Genomic DNA, 16,299 nt, shown 5'->3' with positions numbered 1-16,299 from the left:
GCCGTTCCCCCTTATCGGAAGTCGCTGAGCAGGCCGGCCCGCTCACGGTCGAGCAGCAACTCCATCCGGAGCTTGCTGCGGATGCGGTCGTAGAGCCGGGTGGAGAGTTCGTCGAGGTCGAGGCGGTCGGTGTCGATCCTGGCCTCGTCGTCGCCCTGCTCCCCCGCGTGGCCGGCGGCCCCAGTCGTGGATCCCGCCGCCGCGGTTCCGGTGCCGGTGGCCGTACCCGGAGCGGACTCACCGCCGGGTGACGCTGCCGAGTCCTGCGACTGGCCCGCGCGGATAAGCTCCGCGCCGTCGATGCCGAACGTCGAGCCGACGATGTCCGCCATGTCGCCGCGCAGCGCGGTGCCGAAATCGTCCCAGCTGCGGATCGGCGGGGGTGGGCTGTGGTACCCGTAGCCCCCGGCACCGCCGCCCGCGTCCACCTGGGCCCAGATGCGAGCTTCCTCGTCCGGCGGCAGGGTGGCCAACGGGCTCTCACCGGCGGCGATGCGCTGCTCGTTCATCCGTTCCAGGGTGGACCCGGCCAGCTGGTTGAACCGCTCCTCGCGGCTGGCGCCGCCGGCCATGCCATGGCCCGCCACGCCACCTCCGGTCGCACCCAGGCCGGTCGCACCCAGGCCGGCCGCGCCGCTCCCGGCCGCACCGATGCCGGTAGCACCGATGCCGGCCGCGCCGAACCCACCTCCGCCGAACCCGCCGGTCCGCTGGCCGGGCTCGTGGCCGCGCTCCAGGCTCCACGAGGACAGCACCATGTCGCCGACGTCGTTGGCGAGAGCGTCGCCGAACGACGACCACGACGGGCGACCGGCTGACGCCGAGGAGGACGTGCTGGACGCGGATGCGGAAGGCGCTGACGGCGAGGCGGATCCGGAGGACGAGGGCGGGGGTGTCGCGGGCGGGGCGTCCGAAGCCGGCGCGGAGGTCGCGGAGGTCGCGGCAGGCTGGGCAACCGCCGCCCCGGCGCTGGGTGCCACCACGGGCCGGGCATGCGAGAGCGCCGTCTGCCGGCGCTGTACGCGGCCCGTGACCCGCTCCCGGGCGGGCGTGGAACCCGCGGCCGGGCCGAGGACGCCGATCGGCCGCCCCACGGTGCCCGACGGGCCGTCGGCCTGCCCCGGCACCGGCCCGGCGACGTTGGGCGCCGGTACAGGAGACACCCGGCTCGCCGAATCCATCGTGGACGGCCCGATCCCGGCGGCCCGGACGGCGTTCGGGCGTACCGGTTCCGAGGCTCGCGGTGGCTCCGTCACCGTTGGCCGTGGGTGCCGCAGGACGGGCAGCGGCCGGCCCGCCCGGACCGCCTCCTCGACCGCGACCGCCTCGGCCTCCAGTTCCGCACCGGCGGGGCTGCCCTCGTCGGGCAGGGACGAGCCGAGGCGGCGCTGTTGCGCCACGTGCACCAGCTCATGCGCGACGAGCGCCCGTGCCTCGGCAGCCGAGTCGGGACCCGCGGTCGAGGGCAGGTGTACGGCGTCGTCCACCGCGAACGCGGCGGCCCCAGCGTCGGCGGCGCGCCGGTCCACGTCGGGGCCACGGTGCACGAGCACGCCGTCCAGCTCCACCCCGGTCACGCCCGCCACGTCGCGGGCCAGGTCGGCTGGCACGGCGGCCACGGCCGCATCCCGCACCGGGCCGGTGACCGTCACCGGGCCGGTGGACGACACCGGTAGTGCCGGGATCCCGGCCGGCGCTACCGGCGCGCCCGGCGGCTCTGCCGGCACGACTGGTGCGCCGGTCAGTTCCGCGGGAACGGCTGCGGGGCCGGCCGGGACCCGCGGCAAGATGGCCGGCCGCCCGGTGGGGGCGGGCGGCGCGGCCGGCTCGGGGTCCGCGTCTGCGGAGTCGGCCTCCAGGGGAGCGCCCAGGCCGATCCGGCCCCGCGGGCGCAGCGGCCGCCGCGGCGCGGTCCCGGTACGCGGCGCCGCGACCGGCCGCGACGACGGTGCGGGGCGGGGTGCCGGGGCGGGCCGGGGCGCGGGGAGGGCCGGCACGATCCCGCCGAGCAGCGGGTCCATGACCGGTGCGGACGACAGCGCACGCAACCACGCCGGCGCGCGGTGGGGCTGGGCGGGTTCGCGCGCCTCGCCGACGTACGTGGAGGTTGCGGCCGTCAGCGGTGGCCGGTCGGACGGCCGGGCCACGGCACGCACCGGGCGCGGCGCGGGCGCGGGCGCCTCGGGCCGGGAGACATCCAGCGCGGGCAGGACGTCGGCCAGCCCGTCGACCCGGCCGACGGGACGGGTGGCGGGCGGTGGCGCCGGTGGCCGGTGCAGCATCGGCCGGGTTCCGCTCACCGGCGGGGTGCCCATGGTCAGGCTAGGCGCACCCACCACCGGTGCGAGCGGCGGGAGCGTCTGCCAGGCCCGCCGCCGGGCGCCGGCGCCGTGCGGGCGTTCCGGCCGCGCTGACGCCGCCGCGTCCGGGACGGGCGAGGCGGCCGGGACGGACTCGGCGGCCGGGTTCGCCTGGGCTGCCGGGTCCGGCTGGGCGGCCGACTTGGCGGCCCGGCGGCGAAAAGGCCATCGCATAGTCTCACCAGCCCTTCTCGTCCCGCTGCGTGTGGATCTTGCCGATCTCGGCGACGACCCGGTCCCGTACGGGGTGTTCCAGGTCGAGGATCTGGTCGAACGACCAGTGCAGGTAGTAGGCGACGTACGCGACCTGTTCCCAGAGGTGGTCGGTCGCGTACGTCAGGATCCCCCCGGTGCATCACCGGCCAGGTCGACGGCGAAGTCGTGCCCGCAGTTCGGGCAGGTGACCGCCGCCTCGGTGCGGCCTTCGGAGTTGATCCGCCGGTACAGGTCCTGCAGGAACGCGAGGTCCGAGGCGAACAGGTTCTCCACCACGAACGTGTCCACGGACGGCAGCGAGCCCAGCGAGGTGACCGTACGTTCCAGCAGCAGAATCGAGAGGTACGCGCTGTTCTGCCGTACCCGTGGATCGGTCTGCGGCATGATCTCGTCGCGGCCGGTGGCGAGGCGCATGACGCCCTCGCGGTGCACCCGCCCGTCCTCGTCCACGTAGCCGCGCGGCAGCACGAACGGGTACTCCGTGCGCAGCACCTCGGTGGGAGCGGTCATCCGGACACCCGCTGGATGTGCTCACACACGATCGTGACGGTCTCCATCAGCACCTCGCTGGCGCCCGCCTTCAGCGCGCTGATCTCCAGCTTGGACGGCCACGCGTTCTCCAGGTGATAGCGGGCCACCGGCGCACCGTCGTAGTTGTACATGATCAGCGAGCAGCTCTTGCGGGCCGCGACGATGTTGCCCTGCAGCACCGCCTCGTGCCACGCCCACAGCTCCATCGACTGGTTCTTGCCGCGGGACAGCTTGAGGGTGGGCGGCGACATCTTGCCGGGCAGCTTCTTGAAGATGACCTCCTTGTCGGTGGACTCGAGGAAGTCCACCGGCTGCACCTCCGTGGTGATGCCCTGCAGCTCGGAGAACGAGGCGATCTCGTACCCGTCGATGGTGATGGAGAAGCGCGCCGCGGTGAGCGCGTCGTTGGGCTGCGATGAACCAAGTCCACCTGGCATCTGAAGCTCCCCCTACCTACTCTTCGAGCCCGGCGCCGTCGGCGAACTGGGACAGACGGAAGATGACGAATTCGGCCGGCTTGACCGGCGCGACGCCGATCTCGACGGTCAACATGCCGGCGTCGCGGTTCTCCGGCGGGTTGTTCTCGGCGTCGCACTTGACGAAGAACGCCTGCGCCGGGGTCGAGCCGAACAGCGCACCGTCGCGCCACACCCGGCGCAGGAACATGGTGATGGTGCGCTTCACCGAGTCCCACAGCTTCGGGTCGTTGGGCTCGAAGACCACCCAGTTGGTGCCGTTCAGGATCGACTTCTCGATGTAGTTGAACAGCCGCCGCACGTTCAGGTAGCGCCACTCGGGGTCGCTGGAGAGCGTACGGGCGCCCCACACCCGGATGCCCTGCCCCGGGAACGACCGGATGCAGTTGATCCCGTCCGGGTTCAGCTGGTCGTGCTCCCCCTTGGTGAGGTTCAGCTCCAGCGCGATGGCGCCGCGCACGACCTCGTTGGCAGGAGCCTTGTGTACGCCACGGGTCGCGTCGTTGCGCGCCCAGATGCCCGCCATGTGCCCGCTCGGCGGCATGAACGCCGGTGCCCCGCTCAGCGGGTCCATCACCTTGATCCACGGCCAGTACAGGGCGGCGTACTTGGAGTCGTAGTTGGCCTCGGCCCGCCACGCCTTGACCTGCTGGGCGTTGAGGCTGGGCGGGGTGTCCAGGATCGCCACGCGGTCGCGCATCAGCTCGCAGTGGGTGATCATCGCGTCCTGCACGGCCCGGACGCCCTCGTCGTCGAGCAGCCCCCGGTCGCGGGCCGCCATCAGGTCGGGCACGGACAGCATGGTGATCTCGTCGATCGCCTCCAGGCCCGCGAAACCGGTGCGGTCGGCCGAGTTGCCGACGTACACGTTGGGCTCGACCCGGGCGGCGGGCTCGATCGCGTTGCCCGCCAGCGGCACCTCGACGCCCTGCCGGGGCAGCGTGGCCACCCGGGCGCCGCGGGTCTCCTCGACCTCGATCAGCTTCGACTGCTGCTTGACGGCGGTCACCACGTTGGACGGCCCCCGCCGTACGGTGAGCCCCTCCATGGCCTCGACCACCGCGCCGCCGCGCTTGACCAGCAGCGTGAAGGACTCGTCGGCCGGGTCCTGCCCGCCCACCACCTCGACCGTCAACGGTGCCCCGCCGGCGGCCGCGGGCAGCGCCCGCACCGCGAACGCGATCCGGTTGTCCTCGCCCGCCGCGGGCAGCTCGCCGCGCAGCACCGGCGGCTCGGCCACGCTCTCCGAGCCGACCCGCACGATGTACGCGCTGCCGCCGCCGTTGGCGAAGTACCCGTACACGGAATGCGCGAGGTACGAGCCGGGGACGAACCCGCCGAAGTTCTGCGTGAACTGGGTCCAGTTGGTGACCAGCGTCGGCTGGTTCAACGGGCCCTTCTCGGCGAACCCGACGAAGGCGGCGACCGCGGTGCCGGCGGCCTCGATCGGCCGGGAGCCGGAGGACACCTCCTCCATGTAGACGCCAGGCGACAGGTAGCTGCTGGCCATCGGACCTCCCTGTGGCGGAACGGGACGCCTGTCAGGGTGGTCTTCTGCCGGCCCGCCGGGCAGCGGCTGGCGGGCGACGACGGGTGCACCGGTGGCCGCCCCTTCGGGCAGCGGCGGGTGCACGGGTGGCCGCCCGGCGACGCTGGCCGCCCCCGGGGCCGGGCGGCGAGCATCGGAGCATGGCTGGCGGGAGGTTCGGGTGATCGCCGACGTGAACCAGGCCCTGCGCGGCTTGCTCACGCCGCTGCTGCCGGACGCCTGCGAGGTCCGGTTCGGTGTCCCCGCCCCGCCCGGCGTGGAGACCGGACCGGACCGGCCCGCCCTGGTGTGGTTCCTGGCCGGGGTCCGCGAGGACGAGAAGGCCGCGGAAACCGACTGGGAGGATCTCCGCGACGCCGAGGGCCGGGTTGTTGCCCGACGCCCACCGGTGCGCCGCTTCGACCTGCACTACCTGGTTACCGCCGAGGCCGCCGACCCTGCGGTCGAGGCGGCGCTGTTTGATGCGGTCCTGATAGCGATCGACCCGGGGCGTCGGGTGGCGCCGGAACTGCTGGGCGAGGCTATGGCCGGGCGGCCGGTCACGTTGCGACTGGGCGAGCATTCGTACCCAGCGCAGCCGGTACGCACCACGTTGAGCGTGGTCGCCAGCGCGCCGCTGGTGCTGCCGCCGGTCACCGACATCGCCGGGCCCGCCGACAACATCCGCCTCGGCGTCGCGCCGCCGGGCCGCCCGGCGCCCGCGCCGGAACGGGGACGCCGGTCGGGCCGGTGGAGCAGCGCAATCATCGACGAAGAACCGCCCGATCCTGGACGCGCCGACGCATGATCCTTCACCTGTCAGGATGCTCGTAGAGGGGAGGGCAAGCGTGACGACAAGAACAGATGGGGACGTTGTTCCAGAGGTTCACGAGCTCAGCGCCGAGCAAGGGCGCATCTTGTTCGACAAGACCGCCCGCAAACTCCTGAGCATCTCGGGCGACGAGTTTCTAGCCCGCTGGGATCGCGGCGACTACGAGGACGAGCAGGAGAACATGGCCGTTACAAAGGTCGCCATGCTCATTCCATTTGCCCGGTAGGTCACTTCCGAGGCTGTCGGCAACTTTCTTTCCCCGATCCAGCGGGCGCTGTCCTGCGTCACCCGCACACCTCTTGTCATCAGCCCCGGCGGACGTCACGTGTTGGGGCGGGTGCACACGCTGGCCTGGGCCGAGGCCGAGGCTGTTCGAGTCCGCGGGCCGGAAGACGACATCCTCACGCTGGATCTGAGCATTCATTACGAGATTCTGCACACACCTGACGATTAGGATCGCGGACCTTACAAGGTCTCCACGCGCGGCTACATGCATGCCTTGCAGACCATCGATGGCGCCGAGGTCATAGCGTTCCACTGGCACCCAGGAGGGAAGGGTGACGGCGACACAGTCCGAACGCCGCACACCCACATCGGCTCCACACAGTTGAATCCCGCCGGAGTGATCAGCAAGAAGCACCACATCCCCGGTCGACGGATGTCGGTGGATGAGGTGCTCCGCTACTGCATCTCGGAGATCGGCGTGGAGCCGCTGCGCGCCGATTGGAGGCCAGTGTTGGCCGACAGCGAAGATCTGTTCCGCATGTGGGCCACGTGGGGCGCTGACAGAAACGCCCCATGATACGGGGCGGTGCGGCAGAGAAGCCGCGCAAGGCGCAAGGTTGTTCAGCTGCCTTCGACGCGGAACTCGTTGCCGTCCGGGTCGGCCAACAAAACAGCACCGCTCTCCTTACTAGGGCCACCGGGGGCGATCGTCGGCTGAGGGATCCAGCCCAGGAATCGCGCGTAGAGGTCCGGCACGGGGCCACGGTCGGGTTGGCTGAAGTCATCAATCGCGTCCGCCAGGTGGAAGGCGAGATAGATCAGCAACGAGGCCCGTTCGCCCTGATACTCCCCACTCAGGGCCACCCTCGTGGAGTCGCACGGCCACGGCTGCCCGCACTCCTCACAGCTCCAGTCTGGACGCGCAGGCAGGTGCATACGTGCTTCTCCCTTCTGCTTCCACCACCGCCCCTACCCGTTCGCTGGGATGGGGGGCGGAGGCGTCACCGCGCCCGATCCGTTGGCCGAGCTGAGAAGACGGTCGCATTGCCGGGGGAGCCCGCACACCTGCGAAGCGGTCCGTTCCTGCCCGGATCTCTGTGTACGGCTGACCTGCTGTTTCGCCGCGCACGCAAGCCTTGCCCATTCCGATGGGCAACAGTAATGTTGCCGCCACGGTCGGCTACACAACGCAGCAGTACATGGACGACGGAAAGGTCGACATGGGCCTGGCTGGGCGACAGAGCCAGTCTCCGCAGGCGCGCGGACGAGAGCTTGCGAGATTGGGACGAGCCCTGTTCCATTCGCACGGATCCGTCAAGGCCGCAGCTCACGACTTGATGAGCCGCCATCAGGACCTGCCCAGTATCCAGGCGTTCCGCTACGCGGCAGGACTCTCGCAGGACCAGGCAGCCGCTCGATACAACGAGGTGTCGGGCAATCAGACCACCCTCGGCGGGACAACCATCAATGCCTGGGAGAGCTGGGCGCGAGCGCGCGGCGCCGCCGGTGCTGGATCTCCTCCCTCATTTGCGAGCCTTCTCATCCTGGCTGCCGCGTACGGACGAGGGCCACACGGAACGGCTGACGAGGTCATCTCCCCCGGAGATCTGGTTCAGGAGGCGTACGAGAAGCTCGCCCCGGAAGACCAGTTGGCGCTGAAGACCGCCGCCGACCGCTCGTCGATCTCCGCAACGAGCGATGCGCTCCGAGCGCGAAATGCGGTGGTCGGCGGCTCACCCGACGTCGACAACATCATCGGGCCCGACGCCAACCTCGTCGTGCCCACGATCGACAACGGAAACTCGGCGATCTGCACCTTCTCACTGCCCAATCCCAACCCTGGGCAGCTGATCGACCTGACCTGGAACACGTTCGGATTCGGCATCCAGCGATTGATGAGGCAGATCAAGAGCCTCGGCCGGAGACTTGATGCGAACATCTGCTTCGGAGTGAATGAAGCCGGCTTGGTCATGGCGACCTTCCTGGCGTCCGCCCAGTTCAATCGCTGCGCGATCGGGTACCTCAGGTGCAACCGTGTCAGGAACGAGATCACCTTCGCGGCAGAGTCCCACTACCCCGACTCAGTCGCGGCCCCGGTCATCGTGATCTGCGATTTCGAGGTGAAGCACGCAGATGTCGTTGGGAGGGTCGCCCGCGAACTGCGTAAGCGATACCCGGGGGCGGAGCTCTACTTTGCCGTGTTCGGCGCGATGACCAAGGGCAGATCGCTCGAGGTCGAGAGCTTCGAAGACCTGACTGGCGCGAAGATCATGCAGGCGGCGAACTTCGAGGCGGTGTTCATCGCTGCGACGATGTGTCCTCCGGGCATCGAGCCACCGTTGGAACTGCGCTGAGCAGACGGGAGACGTACCGATGGAGCATGCCGACGACATCCCCCCGCTCGCCGCGAGGATCGCGGAGACGGTACGCGGAGTGATGCTGGATCTGCGCCCGCGCCTCATCGAGGCGGCTCTCAGTGGCATACGCGGCGAAAGTGCGAACCTGCGGCACGTCGACAACTTCCTGTCCGAACACGACCTGTGGATGCACCGCCGCTACCGGGAACTTCTCACCCCGATCCTCGGTTCATTCGTCTACGCCTCCGAGGAGGCCGAGCCCGAGGTAATCGGCGACAACCCCGATCCGGACCTCTGCGTCCTCGTCGACCCCTTGGACACCAGCGAACTGGCCGTACGTGGGCTGCTCGGCTACACGCACGTCATGGTCTACTCCCGTGCCGCCGCTCGACCCATCATCGCGGTGGTCGGTGACATCTTCCACCACCTGCAGCTCTACGTGGGCGCGCGCGACGAGCACGGCATGGACCGCGCCTTCGCCATCACGGCCGACTCGGAATCCTTCGCGCTCGAACAGGGCACGAGGAAGCCACTCTCCGAGTCGCTCGTCACCAACTTCCTCATGCGACCCGGCGAGCGGTTCATCCCGCTCGCACAGAAGACCCGGTTACTTGGTGAGCTCGCCCAGCCGGGAAACGACGGCAGGAGTCGGGGGCGGATCGGCGTGGACTTCGGCTCCGTCAGCCTCTGCCACGTCGCCGCCGGAATGACGGAAGCCGTGATCGAGTTCGCCAAGGGCTTCGCGGTGTGGGATCTCGCCCCGGGGCACTACATACTTCACGCCTCCGGCGGCACGGTACTCGACCTTGACGGGCAGCCCGTATCCCTCGACTACCACTTCGGTTCGTTCGCAGAGGTGGTCAAGGCCATGGACCGACGGCAGCGATTCGTCGCAGCGGGGAGCCCCGACCTGGCTCAAGAGCTCGTGGAAAGCCTGCGGACCACCGATCAATAGAGAGGCGCCACCGTGCCAGAGGACGCAAAAGCGCTCGCCGGATTCGGGTTCGAGCTCGGGTTGTTGAAACGCATCCGGCGCTCCGGCTGGTGGCACGCGGGCGTACGCGATCCCGAGTCGGTCGCCGAGCACAGCATGCGTGCCGCCCAGTTGGCGGCGCTCATCGCCGCCGAAGAGGGCGCCGATCCCGCCCGTGCCGCGTTCCTGGCGCTGTGGCACGACAGCCAGGAGACCCGCACCGGCGACCTGCCCCACACCGCTGCCGCGTACCTGACCAAGCCTGATCCGCGCCAGATCACCGCCGATCAGACCGACCAGCTTCCGAAACGGTCCCGGGACATGGTCCGCAGTGCCGTGGACGAGTACGAGTCACACGGGACGCTCGAAGCCCGGTGCGCCAAGGACGCCGACAAACTGGAGATGCTTCTCCAGGCCGTCGAATACCGCGACATCGGCGTTCAGCGAACGGAGGGCTGGATCGACTCGGCGCGCAAGGGTCTCCACACCGAGACCGGCCGGCGAATCGCCAAAGCAGCTGTCAGGCTGTCGCCCTTATCGTGGCGTGATCGCTGAGGCACCCTTCCACCTGCCTTCGACGCGAAACTCGTTGCCGTCCGGGTCGGCCAACACAACAGCACCGCTCGGCTCGACTTCCAGCCGAGTGGCCCCGAGCGAGACCAGCCGGTCGACCTCCGCCTGCTGATCCCCACCGGCGGGGGTGAGGCTGAAGCGTTGCCGGTTCCGCACAGCTTTCGGGGTCACGGGCGGTCCTCCCCACGCGACCTTTGTGCCGCCGTGCGGCGACTGGATCGCGGTCTCCTCGTTCTGGTCCCAGACCAGCGGCCAGCCCAGCGCCGCACTCCAGAAGAGACCCACCTCCCGGGTGCCGTCGCAGGCCAGCTCCCCGAGGAAGCCGCACCCAGCGAGGAAGGAGTTGCCAGCTTCGATCACGCAGAATTCGTTGCCCTCGGGGTCGGCGAGAACGACGTGCTCCTCCTCGGGGAGCTGCCCGACGTCGAGGTGGCGAGCGCCGAGCCGCAGCGCCGTCGCGACCGTGTCCTGCTGATCGGCGGCGCTGGCGCTGGTCAGGTGAATATGCATGCGGTTCGGCCCCGCCTTCCCCGCGCGGCTCGGGACGAACCGGAGGCTCAGCTGAGCATCCTCGCCGCGCAGGAACGCACCACCGGCGTCCTCGATGACCTCCCGGCCGAGAACGCCGGACCAGAACCGGGCCAGGCCGGCCGCGTCGTGCGCGTCGAAGGTCACCGTCAGTGGTCGTGAGCTCATGACCGCACAGTAGACATTCGTCAGCAACTGTCAAACTGCACAGGAGCCCGGCGTAGAGATCACCTGGAGTCGCTGATCTAGCCAAGCCGATCAACGACCACGCGCTGGCTCTCGCCGGCCGGAGGGAGGCTGCCTCGGGGGCCCGGAACTTTCCTCAGGGCGCGACTTTCCTGGCTCAGTGAAGTAGGCTATTCAGCGAAGTTGCCACCCAAAGCCAAACTTTCCTAATCGAGGAAAGTTGGCTTGCCAGGAAAGTTGGCTGCTGAGATGTCTGAGCCAAACCTACTTGACCAGGCAAAGGCCCACCTTCAGGAGTTGCTGCCCGACTACATCCAGGTAGATGAGCCACCTGGCCGAGAATCTCGTGATCGAGATGCGCTGTGGGCCCTGTCAGCGCAGACAGGTCGCGGCGACGTCATCGTCGAAGCGAGGTCGAAGCTCAGCCCACGCGATGTGCTTGGCCTTTTCCACGGGCCGGCGAACCGGAGGGCGGTGCAGAACGGAGCCACACTGCTGGTCGTGGCGCCGTGGCTGAGCCAGACAACACGAGAGGCACTGCAGGACCGAGGCATCTCGTTCCTCGACCTCACCGGCAACGTCCTGGTCCGAGCCGAGCGCCCGGCGGTCTACGTGCGGCTACAGGGGGCGCAACGTGATCCGGCACCACGGCCGCAATCAGCGGCGACATTGCAGGGCGCCAAGGCTCGGCGTCTGGTGCGGACCCTGGTGGATCATCGGCCACCGTATCGGCTGACGCAACTGGCAGCAGTGACCGGGCTGAGCCAGTCTTACGTGTCCAAGCTGTTGGACACCTTGCACGACCAAGCGCTGGTGGACCGACCTCGCCGCGGCGAGGTGAAGGACGTTGCCTGGTTCCGGTTGCTGGACGTGGCGGGGAGGTCATACACGCCGTTCCGAAATTCGCAGGCAACCCCGTTCGTGGCGCCGGCAGGCGCGGCAGCCTTCTACAAACAGCTGGCGAGCGATCCCGACGCACCGACAGTCGCCGTGACCGGGGCCTTTGCCGCGCGGGAGGTGGCTCCCGTCGCCGGCGCGGCGCAGCTGGCGGTGTACTCCACCGAGCTGGAAGAACTCCGAAGGTTCGGCCGGCTGGTGCCTACCGACGAGGGCGCGGATGTGGTGGTACTGCATCCGGACGATGCATGGGTGATGCGGGGAACCCGGACGGTCGGCGGGCTCCCGCATGTCGCGTTGAGCCAGCTCGTGCTCGACTGCGTGAACGGCCCCGGGCGGCTGCCCGAGCAGGGCGAGGCGGTCCTTCGATGGATGGTCGATCACGAACAGCAGTGGCGGGCACGTTCTCTGTCCTAAAGGGATGGTCGGTAGCCTGGCGACATGGATCCTGCCTACGTTGCGGCACGCCAGGCATTGCTCACCGCGCTGATCGCGTTGGACAGAAGCCCAAGCCCGGTAGTACTGATCGGCGCTCAGGCGGTGTACCTGCGCACGGGGCAGGCGTCGTTCGACGTGTCGGTGGATCCGTACACCACCGATGCCGATCTCGCGCTGAACCCGGACGTGCTGGGCGGGGAGCCACAACTGGAACAGGTGATGCGGGCGGCGGGCTTCGATCGGCTGAGCCAGCCCGGCGCCTGGTTCACCCACGTTCGGATGCCTGACGGCACGACTCGTTCGGTGGAGGTGGACCTCATGGTGCCGGAGGCAGTCGCTGGGCCGGGCCGCCGGGCCGCCCGACTGCCGGAACAGGCGGCTGGCGTGGCCCGGCGAGGGCCCGGGCTGGAAGCAGCGATCATCGACTACAGCCGGATGACGGTGCCGAGCCTCGACAAATCCGACCGGCGGACTGCCGAGGTGAATGTGGCGGGTACGGCCGCGCTGCTGATTGCAAAGGCGCACAAGCTGTTCGAGCGTATCGGGGATGAGCGGAAGCGCGGGCAGCCGTCGGATCGGGTGAAGCCCAAGGACGCCGGCGACATTTATCGACTGGCATCATTGGCGGAGCCTGCCGAGGACATCGGTCGGCGGCTGCGCGCGCTCGCCGAGCATGAGATGGCAGGTGGCACCGTGCGCAGCGGCGTCGACTACCTCAGCGAGTTATTCAGTCGGCGAGGCCAGCGTGGCGTTGAACTGGCGAAGGTGGCCCTGAGTGCTCCGGGCGGCGTGCCGCCGACGCGCATCGAGGCGGTTCTCTCGAATTACATGCGGGAACTGCGCGAGGCATATGACGACCGGTGACCCGAGCCGGTCGGAGCGGCCACGCCTCGGGCAGAACGGATCCTCAGCCGTCACGGGGTGCGCGGCGGCGCGGCGGTGGCGGGACCATCGCCGCGTTCCCCCCGTGCAGCTGCTGCTGCGTCGGCTCCGGCACCCCCAGCCGCGCCAACATGTCCGCATACCGCCGCCGCGCCTCCAGCGCCTTCGCCGGTGTGGCGCTGCGGGCATACGCACGCAGCAGCACCTGCCACGCCTCATCATCGTGCGGGTCCAACGAGATGCACTGCTCGGCGGCCCGGATCGCGTCGGCGACGTTGCCCTGGGTCAGCTCGGCCGTGGCCAGCTCCCGCGCCACCCGCGTGGCTAGATGCCGGTACTGCTCCCGCGCCTCAACAGCCCATTCGGCGGGCCCCTCCTCGGGCAGCAGTTCCCCACCGTACGCGGCCAGCGCCGCGCGCATCGCGTCCACTTCGGACGCGAAGCTGCCGGATCGGCGCTGCTGCTGCCACCGCTGCACCGCCTCGGTGAACGCCGCCGTATCGGCGTAACTGCCTGTCGGCAGCACGATCCCGTACGCGTCGCCGGAGCGCAGCAGCATCTGCGCCTTCCCGCGTCCGCTGTCGGGTTCGAGCAGTCCGCGCAGTGCCGAGATGGTCACCTGCAGGTTGCGGGTCGCGGCGGCCGGGGCCAGGTCGGACCAGAGCGCCTCGATGAGCACTTCGCGGTGCACGAACCGGCCCGCGTGCATGGCCAGCAGGCGCAGCGCGCTGCGGGCGCGCGGGCGGACCTGCGCCAGGTCGACCGGGCGGCCGCTGATCGCCATCGCGAAGCCACCGAAGCAGCGGATCTGTACGGCGGGCGCGGGGTTGGCGGTGGCGCCCGCCGCGTACGTGGCGACCCAGAACTTGAACGTCGTACGGGGCAGTTCCGCCTCGGCCGCCCGGTCCGCGGCGGCCCGCAGCAACACCGCCCGGCGCAGCGGGTCGGCCACCGCGACGGCCAGCATGCCCGCCACCGCGGCGCCGGGCACCCGGGCGGCCTCGGCCCGGTCGATGGCGGCCTGCGCCTCGCGGGCCGCTGCGGGATCGGCGCGGCGGGCCCGGGCCAGCGCCCAGAAGGCGTCCGCCCAGGCGGCGATGGATTCGGCGCCCATCTCGGTGGCCTCGGCGGAGAGCGCGGCCAGCCGCTCCTCGTCGAGCCGTCCGTCGCGCACCTCGCAGATCACGCCCACGGAGGTGACCAGCATGTGCCCCCACCGGTCACCGGCCCGCCGGCAGGCGGCCGCGACCGCGTACGCGTCCACCGCCGTGTACGGGCTGCGCCCGAGCGCCCGCGCCCCCAGCGCCAGCCGGGCGACCCAGCCGAGGCCCAGCATCTCGGCCTCGTCGGCGATCCGTTCCAGGGCGGCGGGCGACGCCTTGCCCCGGGCGACGGCCAGGCAGGTACGCACGAGCCGCAGCCCGAGCAGGGCGACCGCCGAGTCGCTGGCGTCGATGCCGACGGTGTGCGTCTCGCGGGTGATCTCGTCCGGCACTCCGCCGCCGTAGACCGCGCCGACCAGCCGGATGAGTTCCGCCTCGGCGGGGGTCAGCTCGGTGACCCGGCGGGTGTTCTGGACCGCGTTGGGGCCGACGGCCACCCGCAGCCAGGCGGTCCAGTGCAGACCTCTGGGGGGCAGCGACTCGGCCAGCAGCGATTCGACCTCGCCGAGCTGGCTCCGGACCGCCAGCAGGCCGACCTCGCCGCTCACGTCGGCGCGGGAGGCGAACATCGCCTCGGCGGCACGGAAGCGGTCGCGGGCCTCGGGCAGCTGCGCGTTGTTGAGGTGGTGTTCCGCTTCGGCGTAGACCAGCCACGGTTCGTCGTCGCGTTGCGCGGCGGGGACCAGTTCGAGCAGGTCGACGGCAGGTGGGCGGACCACGATCGGGCCGTTCTCGGCCAGCAGCAGTTGCAGGGCGGGCCAGTCGCCCGCGCGGGCCAGGGAGCGGGCCGCCTCGGCGGGCGCGTCCTCGTCGAGCAGGACTTCGGCGCTGCGCCGGTGCCATTCGCGCAGGCCCACCGGCCCGAGCTGCTCACCCAGCAGTTGCGCGAGGTGCGCGCGGAACGGCGGCTCGTACCGGTAGCGGTCGCCGTGCGCGGTCATCGGCAGCGCGTACGTGCCGATCAGGCCGTCCAGCGTCGCGGCGGCGACCGGCGCGCCGGTGAGCCGGGCGCACCGGTCGGGGGTCAGCACGTCCAGCACGCAGGTGCGTACGAGCAGGTCGAGGATGTCGGCGGGCAGCCCGGCCAGCACGGACTCGTCGAAGAACTGGCGGAACGCGGGCCAGCGTTCCAGCGGCGCGCCGGCGGCCCGGCAGCGGTCGGCCATGGGCCGGCCACGGATGGCGCGGTGGAACAGCGCGAGCCCGGCGGGCCAGCCACCGGTACGGCGGGCCAGCAGCGCGGCCTCCTCGGGTGGCAGCGGCTCGCCGTACACCTCGTCGAGCAGGCGCTCCACCTCCCAGCGGCGGAACCGCAGGTCGTCGAGGCCGATCAGGCCGCCGTCCCCGGCGAGTTCGTGGCGCAGCAGCGGCAGGCCGGGCGGCCGCCGGGCGGCCAGCACGATCTGTACGCCACGGGGCCGGCGCGCCAGCACCCGGGCGACGACCTGCTCTCCGGGCGTACCGATGAGGTGGTGGATGTCGTCGAGGGTGAGCAGCAGTCCGCCCGGGTCCAGCGCGGCGTCCGCCATCGCCTCCAGCACCGCGGTGGACTCGTCGCGGGCCTCGGCGACGAGGCGTCGGGCGTCGCTCCAGGTACGCGCGGCCTCGGCGGCGGGCAGGTCCGGCGGCCCGGCCGGGGCGGGTCCGGGCTCCAGGCGGGTGCGGCGGGCGGCGAGGACGGCCTCGACGAGCCGCGCCGCGGTGTCGCCGTGGGCCACCTCCATGGCGTCCGCCTGGTAGGCGGCGGCCGGGCCGGGATGGCGGCGCGCGTACTGCGCCAGCAGGGTGGACTTGCCGAAGCCGGCCGGTGCGAGCACCAGGACGGGCGCCGCCGCGGTGGCCGCGTCGAGCTGGTCGAACAGCCGCACTCGCGCGAGCCCCAGATGTCCCCGTGCTCGGTGATCCACCTGCCGCCGATCCCTTCCGGTCGAGCCCACGCCGCCGTCGACGACCGGCGTCGTGACGGTGCCTTATCATGCCGGACTTCAGCCACATCCATGAAGTCCGATGATCCGAGAATCCCATGGGAAACGGCGCGAGATCTCATTAAGGCAGGCAGGCGACAGCATCGACATCAGATCGTCGCAGAATGCATTATCCATCGAGAGCTTCGCCGCGCTCTGGGGAAGGTCTG

At 70.6% G+C, this 16,299-nt stretch carries 16 protein-coding genes; 8 read left to right on the top strand and 8 right to left on the bottom strand.

Going from position 1 to position 16,299, the window contains the following annotated elements:
• Window positions 1-11: 11 nt before the first annotated feature.
• Genes EV385_RS16765 through EV385_RS16750 form a run of 5 tightly spaced genes read right to left on the bottom strand, consistent with a single transcriptional unit; the run spans window position 12 to window position 5,093 of the window.
• Complete coding sequence (locus tag EV385_RS16765) at window positions 12-2,534, bottom strand: eCIS core domain-containing protein (protein WP_130510309.1); 2,523 nt, start codon at window positions 2,532-2,534, stop codon at window positions 12-14.
• Window positions 2,535-2,538: 4 nt separating this feature from the next.
• Window positions 2,539-2,700: a DUF6760 family protein gene (locus EV385_RS36125; RefSeq protein WP_423203120.1), complete on the bottom strand. Its 162-nt coding sequence runs from the start codon at window positions 2,698-2,700 to the stop codon at window positions 2,539-2,541.
• Window positions 2,697-3,086 carry a phage tail assembly protein gene (locus EV385_RS16760; protein ID WP_130510308.1) on the bottom strand — a complete coding sequence of 130 codons (390 nt, stop codon included), beginning with the start codon at window positions 3,084-3,086 and terminating at the stop codon, window positions 2,697-2,699. Before EV385_RS16760 ends, EV385_RS36125 begins: the two co-directional genes overlap by 4 nt.
• The gene (locus EV385_RS16755; protein ID WP_130510307.1) at window positions 3,083-3,544 is read right to left on the bottom strand and encodes a phage tail protein; all 462 of its coding nucleotides are present in this window, start codon (window positions 3,542-3,544) and stop codon (window positions 3,083-3,085) included. The genes EV385_RS16760 and EV385_RS16755 overlap by 4 nt, the downstream gene beginning before the upstream one ends.
• 16 nt (window positions 3,545-3,560) lie before the next feature.
• Complete coding sequence (locus tag EV385_RS16750; protein WP_130510306.1) at window positions 3,561-5,093, bottom strand: phage tail sheath family protein; 1,533 nt, start codon at window positions 5,091-5,093, stop codon at window positions 3,561-3,563.
• A gap of 199 nt (window positions 5,094-5,292) precedes the next feature.
• On the opposite strand from EV385_RS16750, the gene EV385_RS16745 reads away from it, so the two are divergent.
• The 3 genes from EV385_RS16745 to EV385_RS16735 all read left to right on the top strand — a co-directional run bounded on the left by EV385_RS16745 (window position 5,293) and on the right by EV385_RS16735 (window position 6,745).
• Entirely contained in the window at window positions 5,293-5,919 is a 627-nt protein-coding gene (locus EV385_RS16745; RefSeq protein ID WP_165449514.1) for a Pvc16 family protein, read from the top strand.
• A 40-nt stretch (window positions 5,920-5,959) separates the two neighbouring features.
• Entirely contained in the window at window positions 5,960-6,169 is a 210-nt protein-coding gene (locus tag EV385_RS16740; protein WP_130510304.1) for a hypothetical protein, read from the top strand.
• A 273-nt stretch (window positions 6,170-6,442) separates the two neighbouring features.
• A complete protein-coding gene (locus EV385_RS16735) occupies window positions 6,443-6,745 on the top strand; it encodes a hypothetical protein (protein ID WP_130510303.1) in 303 nt (100 codons plus the stop codon).
• Window positions 6,746-6,789: 44 nt separating this feature from the next.
• Here EV385_RS16735 and EV385_RS34325 read toward each other — a convergent pair whose 3' ends face one another.
• The gene (locus tag EV385_RS34325; RefSeq protein WP_207229851.1) at window positions 6,790-6,993 is read right to left on the bottom strand and encodes a hypothetical protein; all 204 of its coding nucleotides are present in this window, start codon (window positions 6,991-6,993) and stop codon (window positions 6,790-6,792) included.
• Between the two features lie 323 nt (window positions 6,994-7,316).
• Here EV385_RS34325 and EV385_RS16725 point away from each other — a divergent pair, with 323 nt between their 5' ends.
• The 3 genes from EV385_RS16725 to EV385_RS16715 are packed head-to-tail and all read left to right on the top strand — an operon-like array spanning window position 7,317 to window position 10,053.
• The gene (locus EV385_RS16725; RefSeq protein WP_130510302.1) at window positions 7,317-8,522 is read left to right on the top strand and encodes a hypothetical protein; all 1,206 of its coding nucleotides are present in this window, start codon (window positions 7,317-7,319) and stop codon (window positions 8,520-8,522) included.
• A 19-nt stretch (window positions 8,523-8,541) separates the two neighbouring features.
• Window positions 8,542-9,480, top strand: coding sequence for an inositol monophosphatase family protein (locus EV385_RS16720; protein ID WP_130510301.1), 939 nt, complete (start codon window positions 8,542-8,544; stop codon window positions 9,478-9,480).
• A 12-nt stretch (window positions 9,481-9,492) separates the two neighbouring features.
• A complete protein-coding gene (locus EV385_RS16715; protein ID WP_130510300.1) occupies window positions 9,493-10,053 on the top strand; it encodes an HD domain-containing protein in 561 nt (186 codons plus the stop codon).
• Here the strand turns inward: EV385_RS16715 and EV385_RS16710 are convergent.
• The gene (locus tag EV385_RS16710) at window positions 10,033-10,767 is read right to left on the bottom strand and encodes a VOC family protein (protein WP_130510299.1); all 735 of its coding nucleotides are present in this window, start codon (window positions 10,765-10,767) and stop codon (window positions 10,033-10,035) included. The genes EV385_RS16715 and EV385_RS16710 overlap by 21 nt on opposite strands.
• Window positions 10,768-11,034: 267 nt before the next feature.
• Here EV385_RS16710 and EV385_RS16705 point away from each other — a divergent pair, with 267 nt between their 5' ends.
• Window positions 11,035-12,099, top strand: a complete 1,065-nt coding sequence (locus EV385_RS16705; protein ID WP_130510298.1) for a helix-turn-helix domain-containing protein — start codon at window positions 11,035-11,037, stop codon at window positions 12,097-12,099.
• A 24-nt stretch (window positions 12,100-12,123) separates the two neighbouring features.
• Window positions 12,124-12,984 carry a hypothetical protein gene (locus tag EV385_RS16700; protein ID WP_130510297.1) on the top strand — a complete coding sequence of 287 codons (861 nt, stop codon included), beginning with the start codon at window positions 12,124-12,126 and terminating at the stop codon, window positions 12,982-12,984.
• A 43-nt stretch (window positions 12,985-13,027) separates the two neighbouring features.
• Here the strand turns inward: EV385_RS16700 and EV385_RS16695 are convergent, their stop codons facing one another.
• Window positions 13,028-16,033, bottom strand: a complete 3,006-nt coding sequence (locus tag EV385_RS16695) for an AfsR/SARP family transcriptional regulator (RefSeq protein ID WP_207229850.1) — start codon at window positions 16,031-16,033, stop codon at window positions 13,028-13,030.
• Between the last annotated feature and the right edge of the window lie 266 nt (window positions 16,034-16,299).

Origin of the sequence: Krasilnikovia cinnamomea, from assembly GCF_004217545.1 — a bacterium.
GTDB lineage: Bacteria > Actinomycetota > Actinomycetes > Mycobacteriales > Micromonosporaceae > Actinoplanes > Actinoplanes cinnamomeus.
This window is presented reverse-complemented; position numbering and strand designations above follow the sequence as displayed.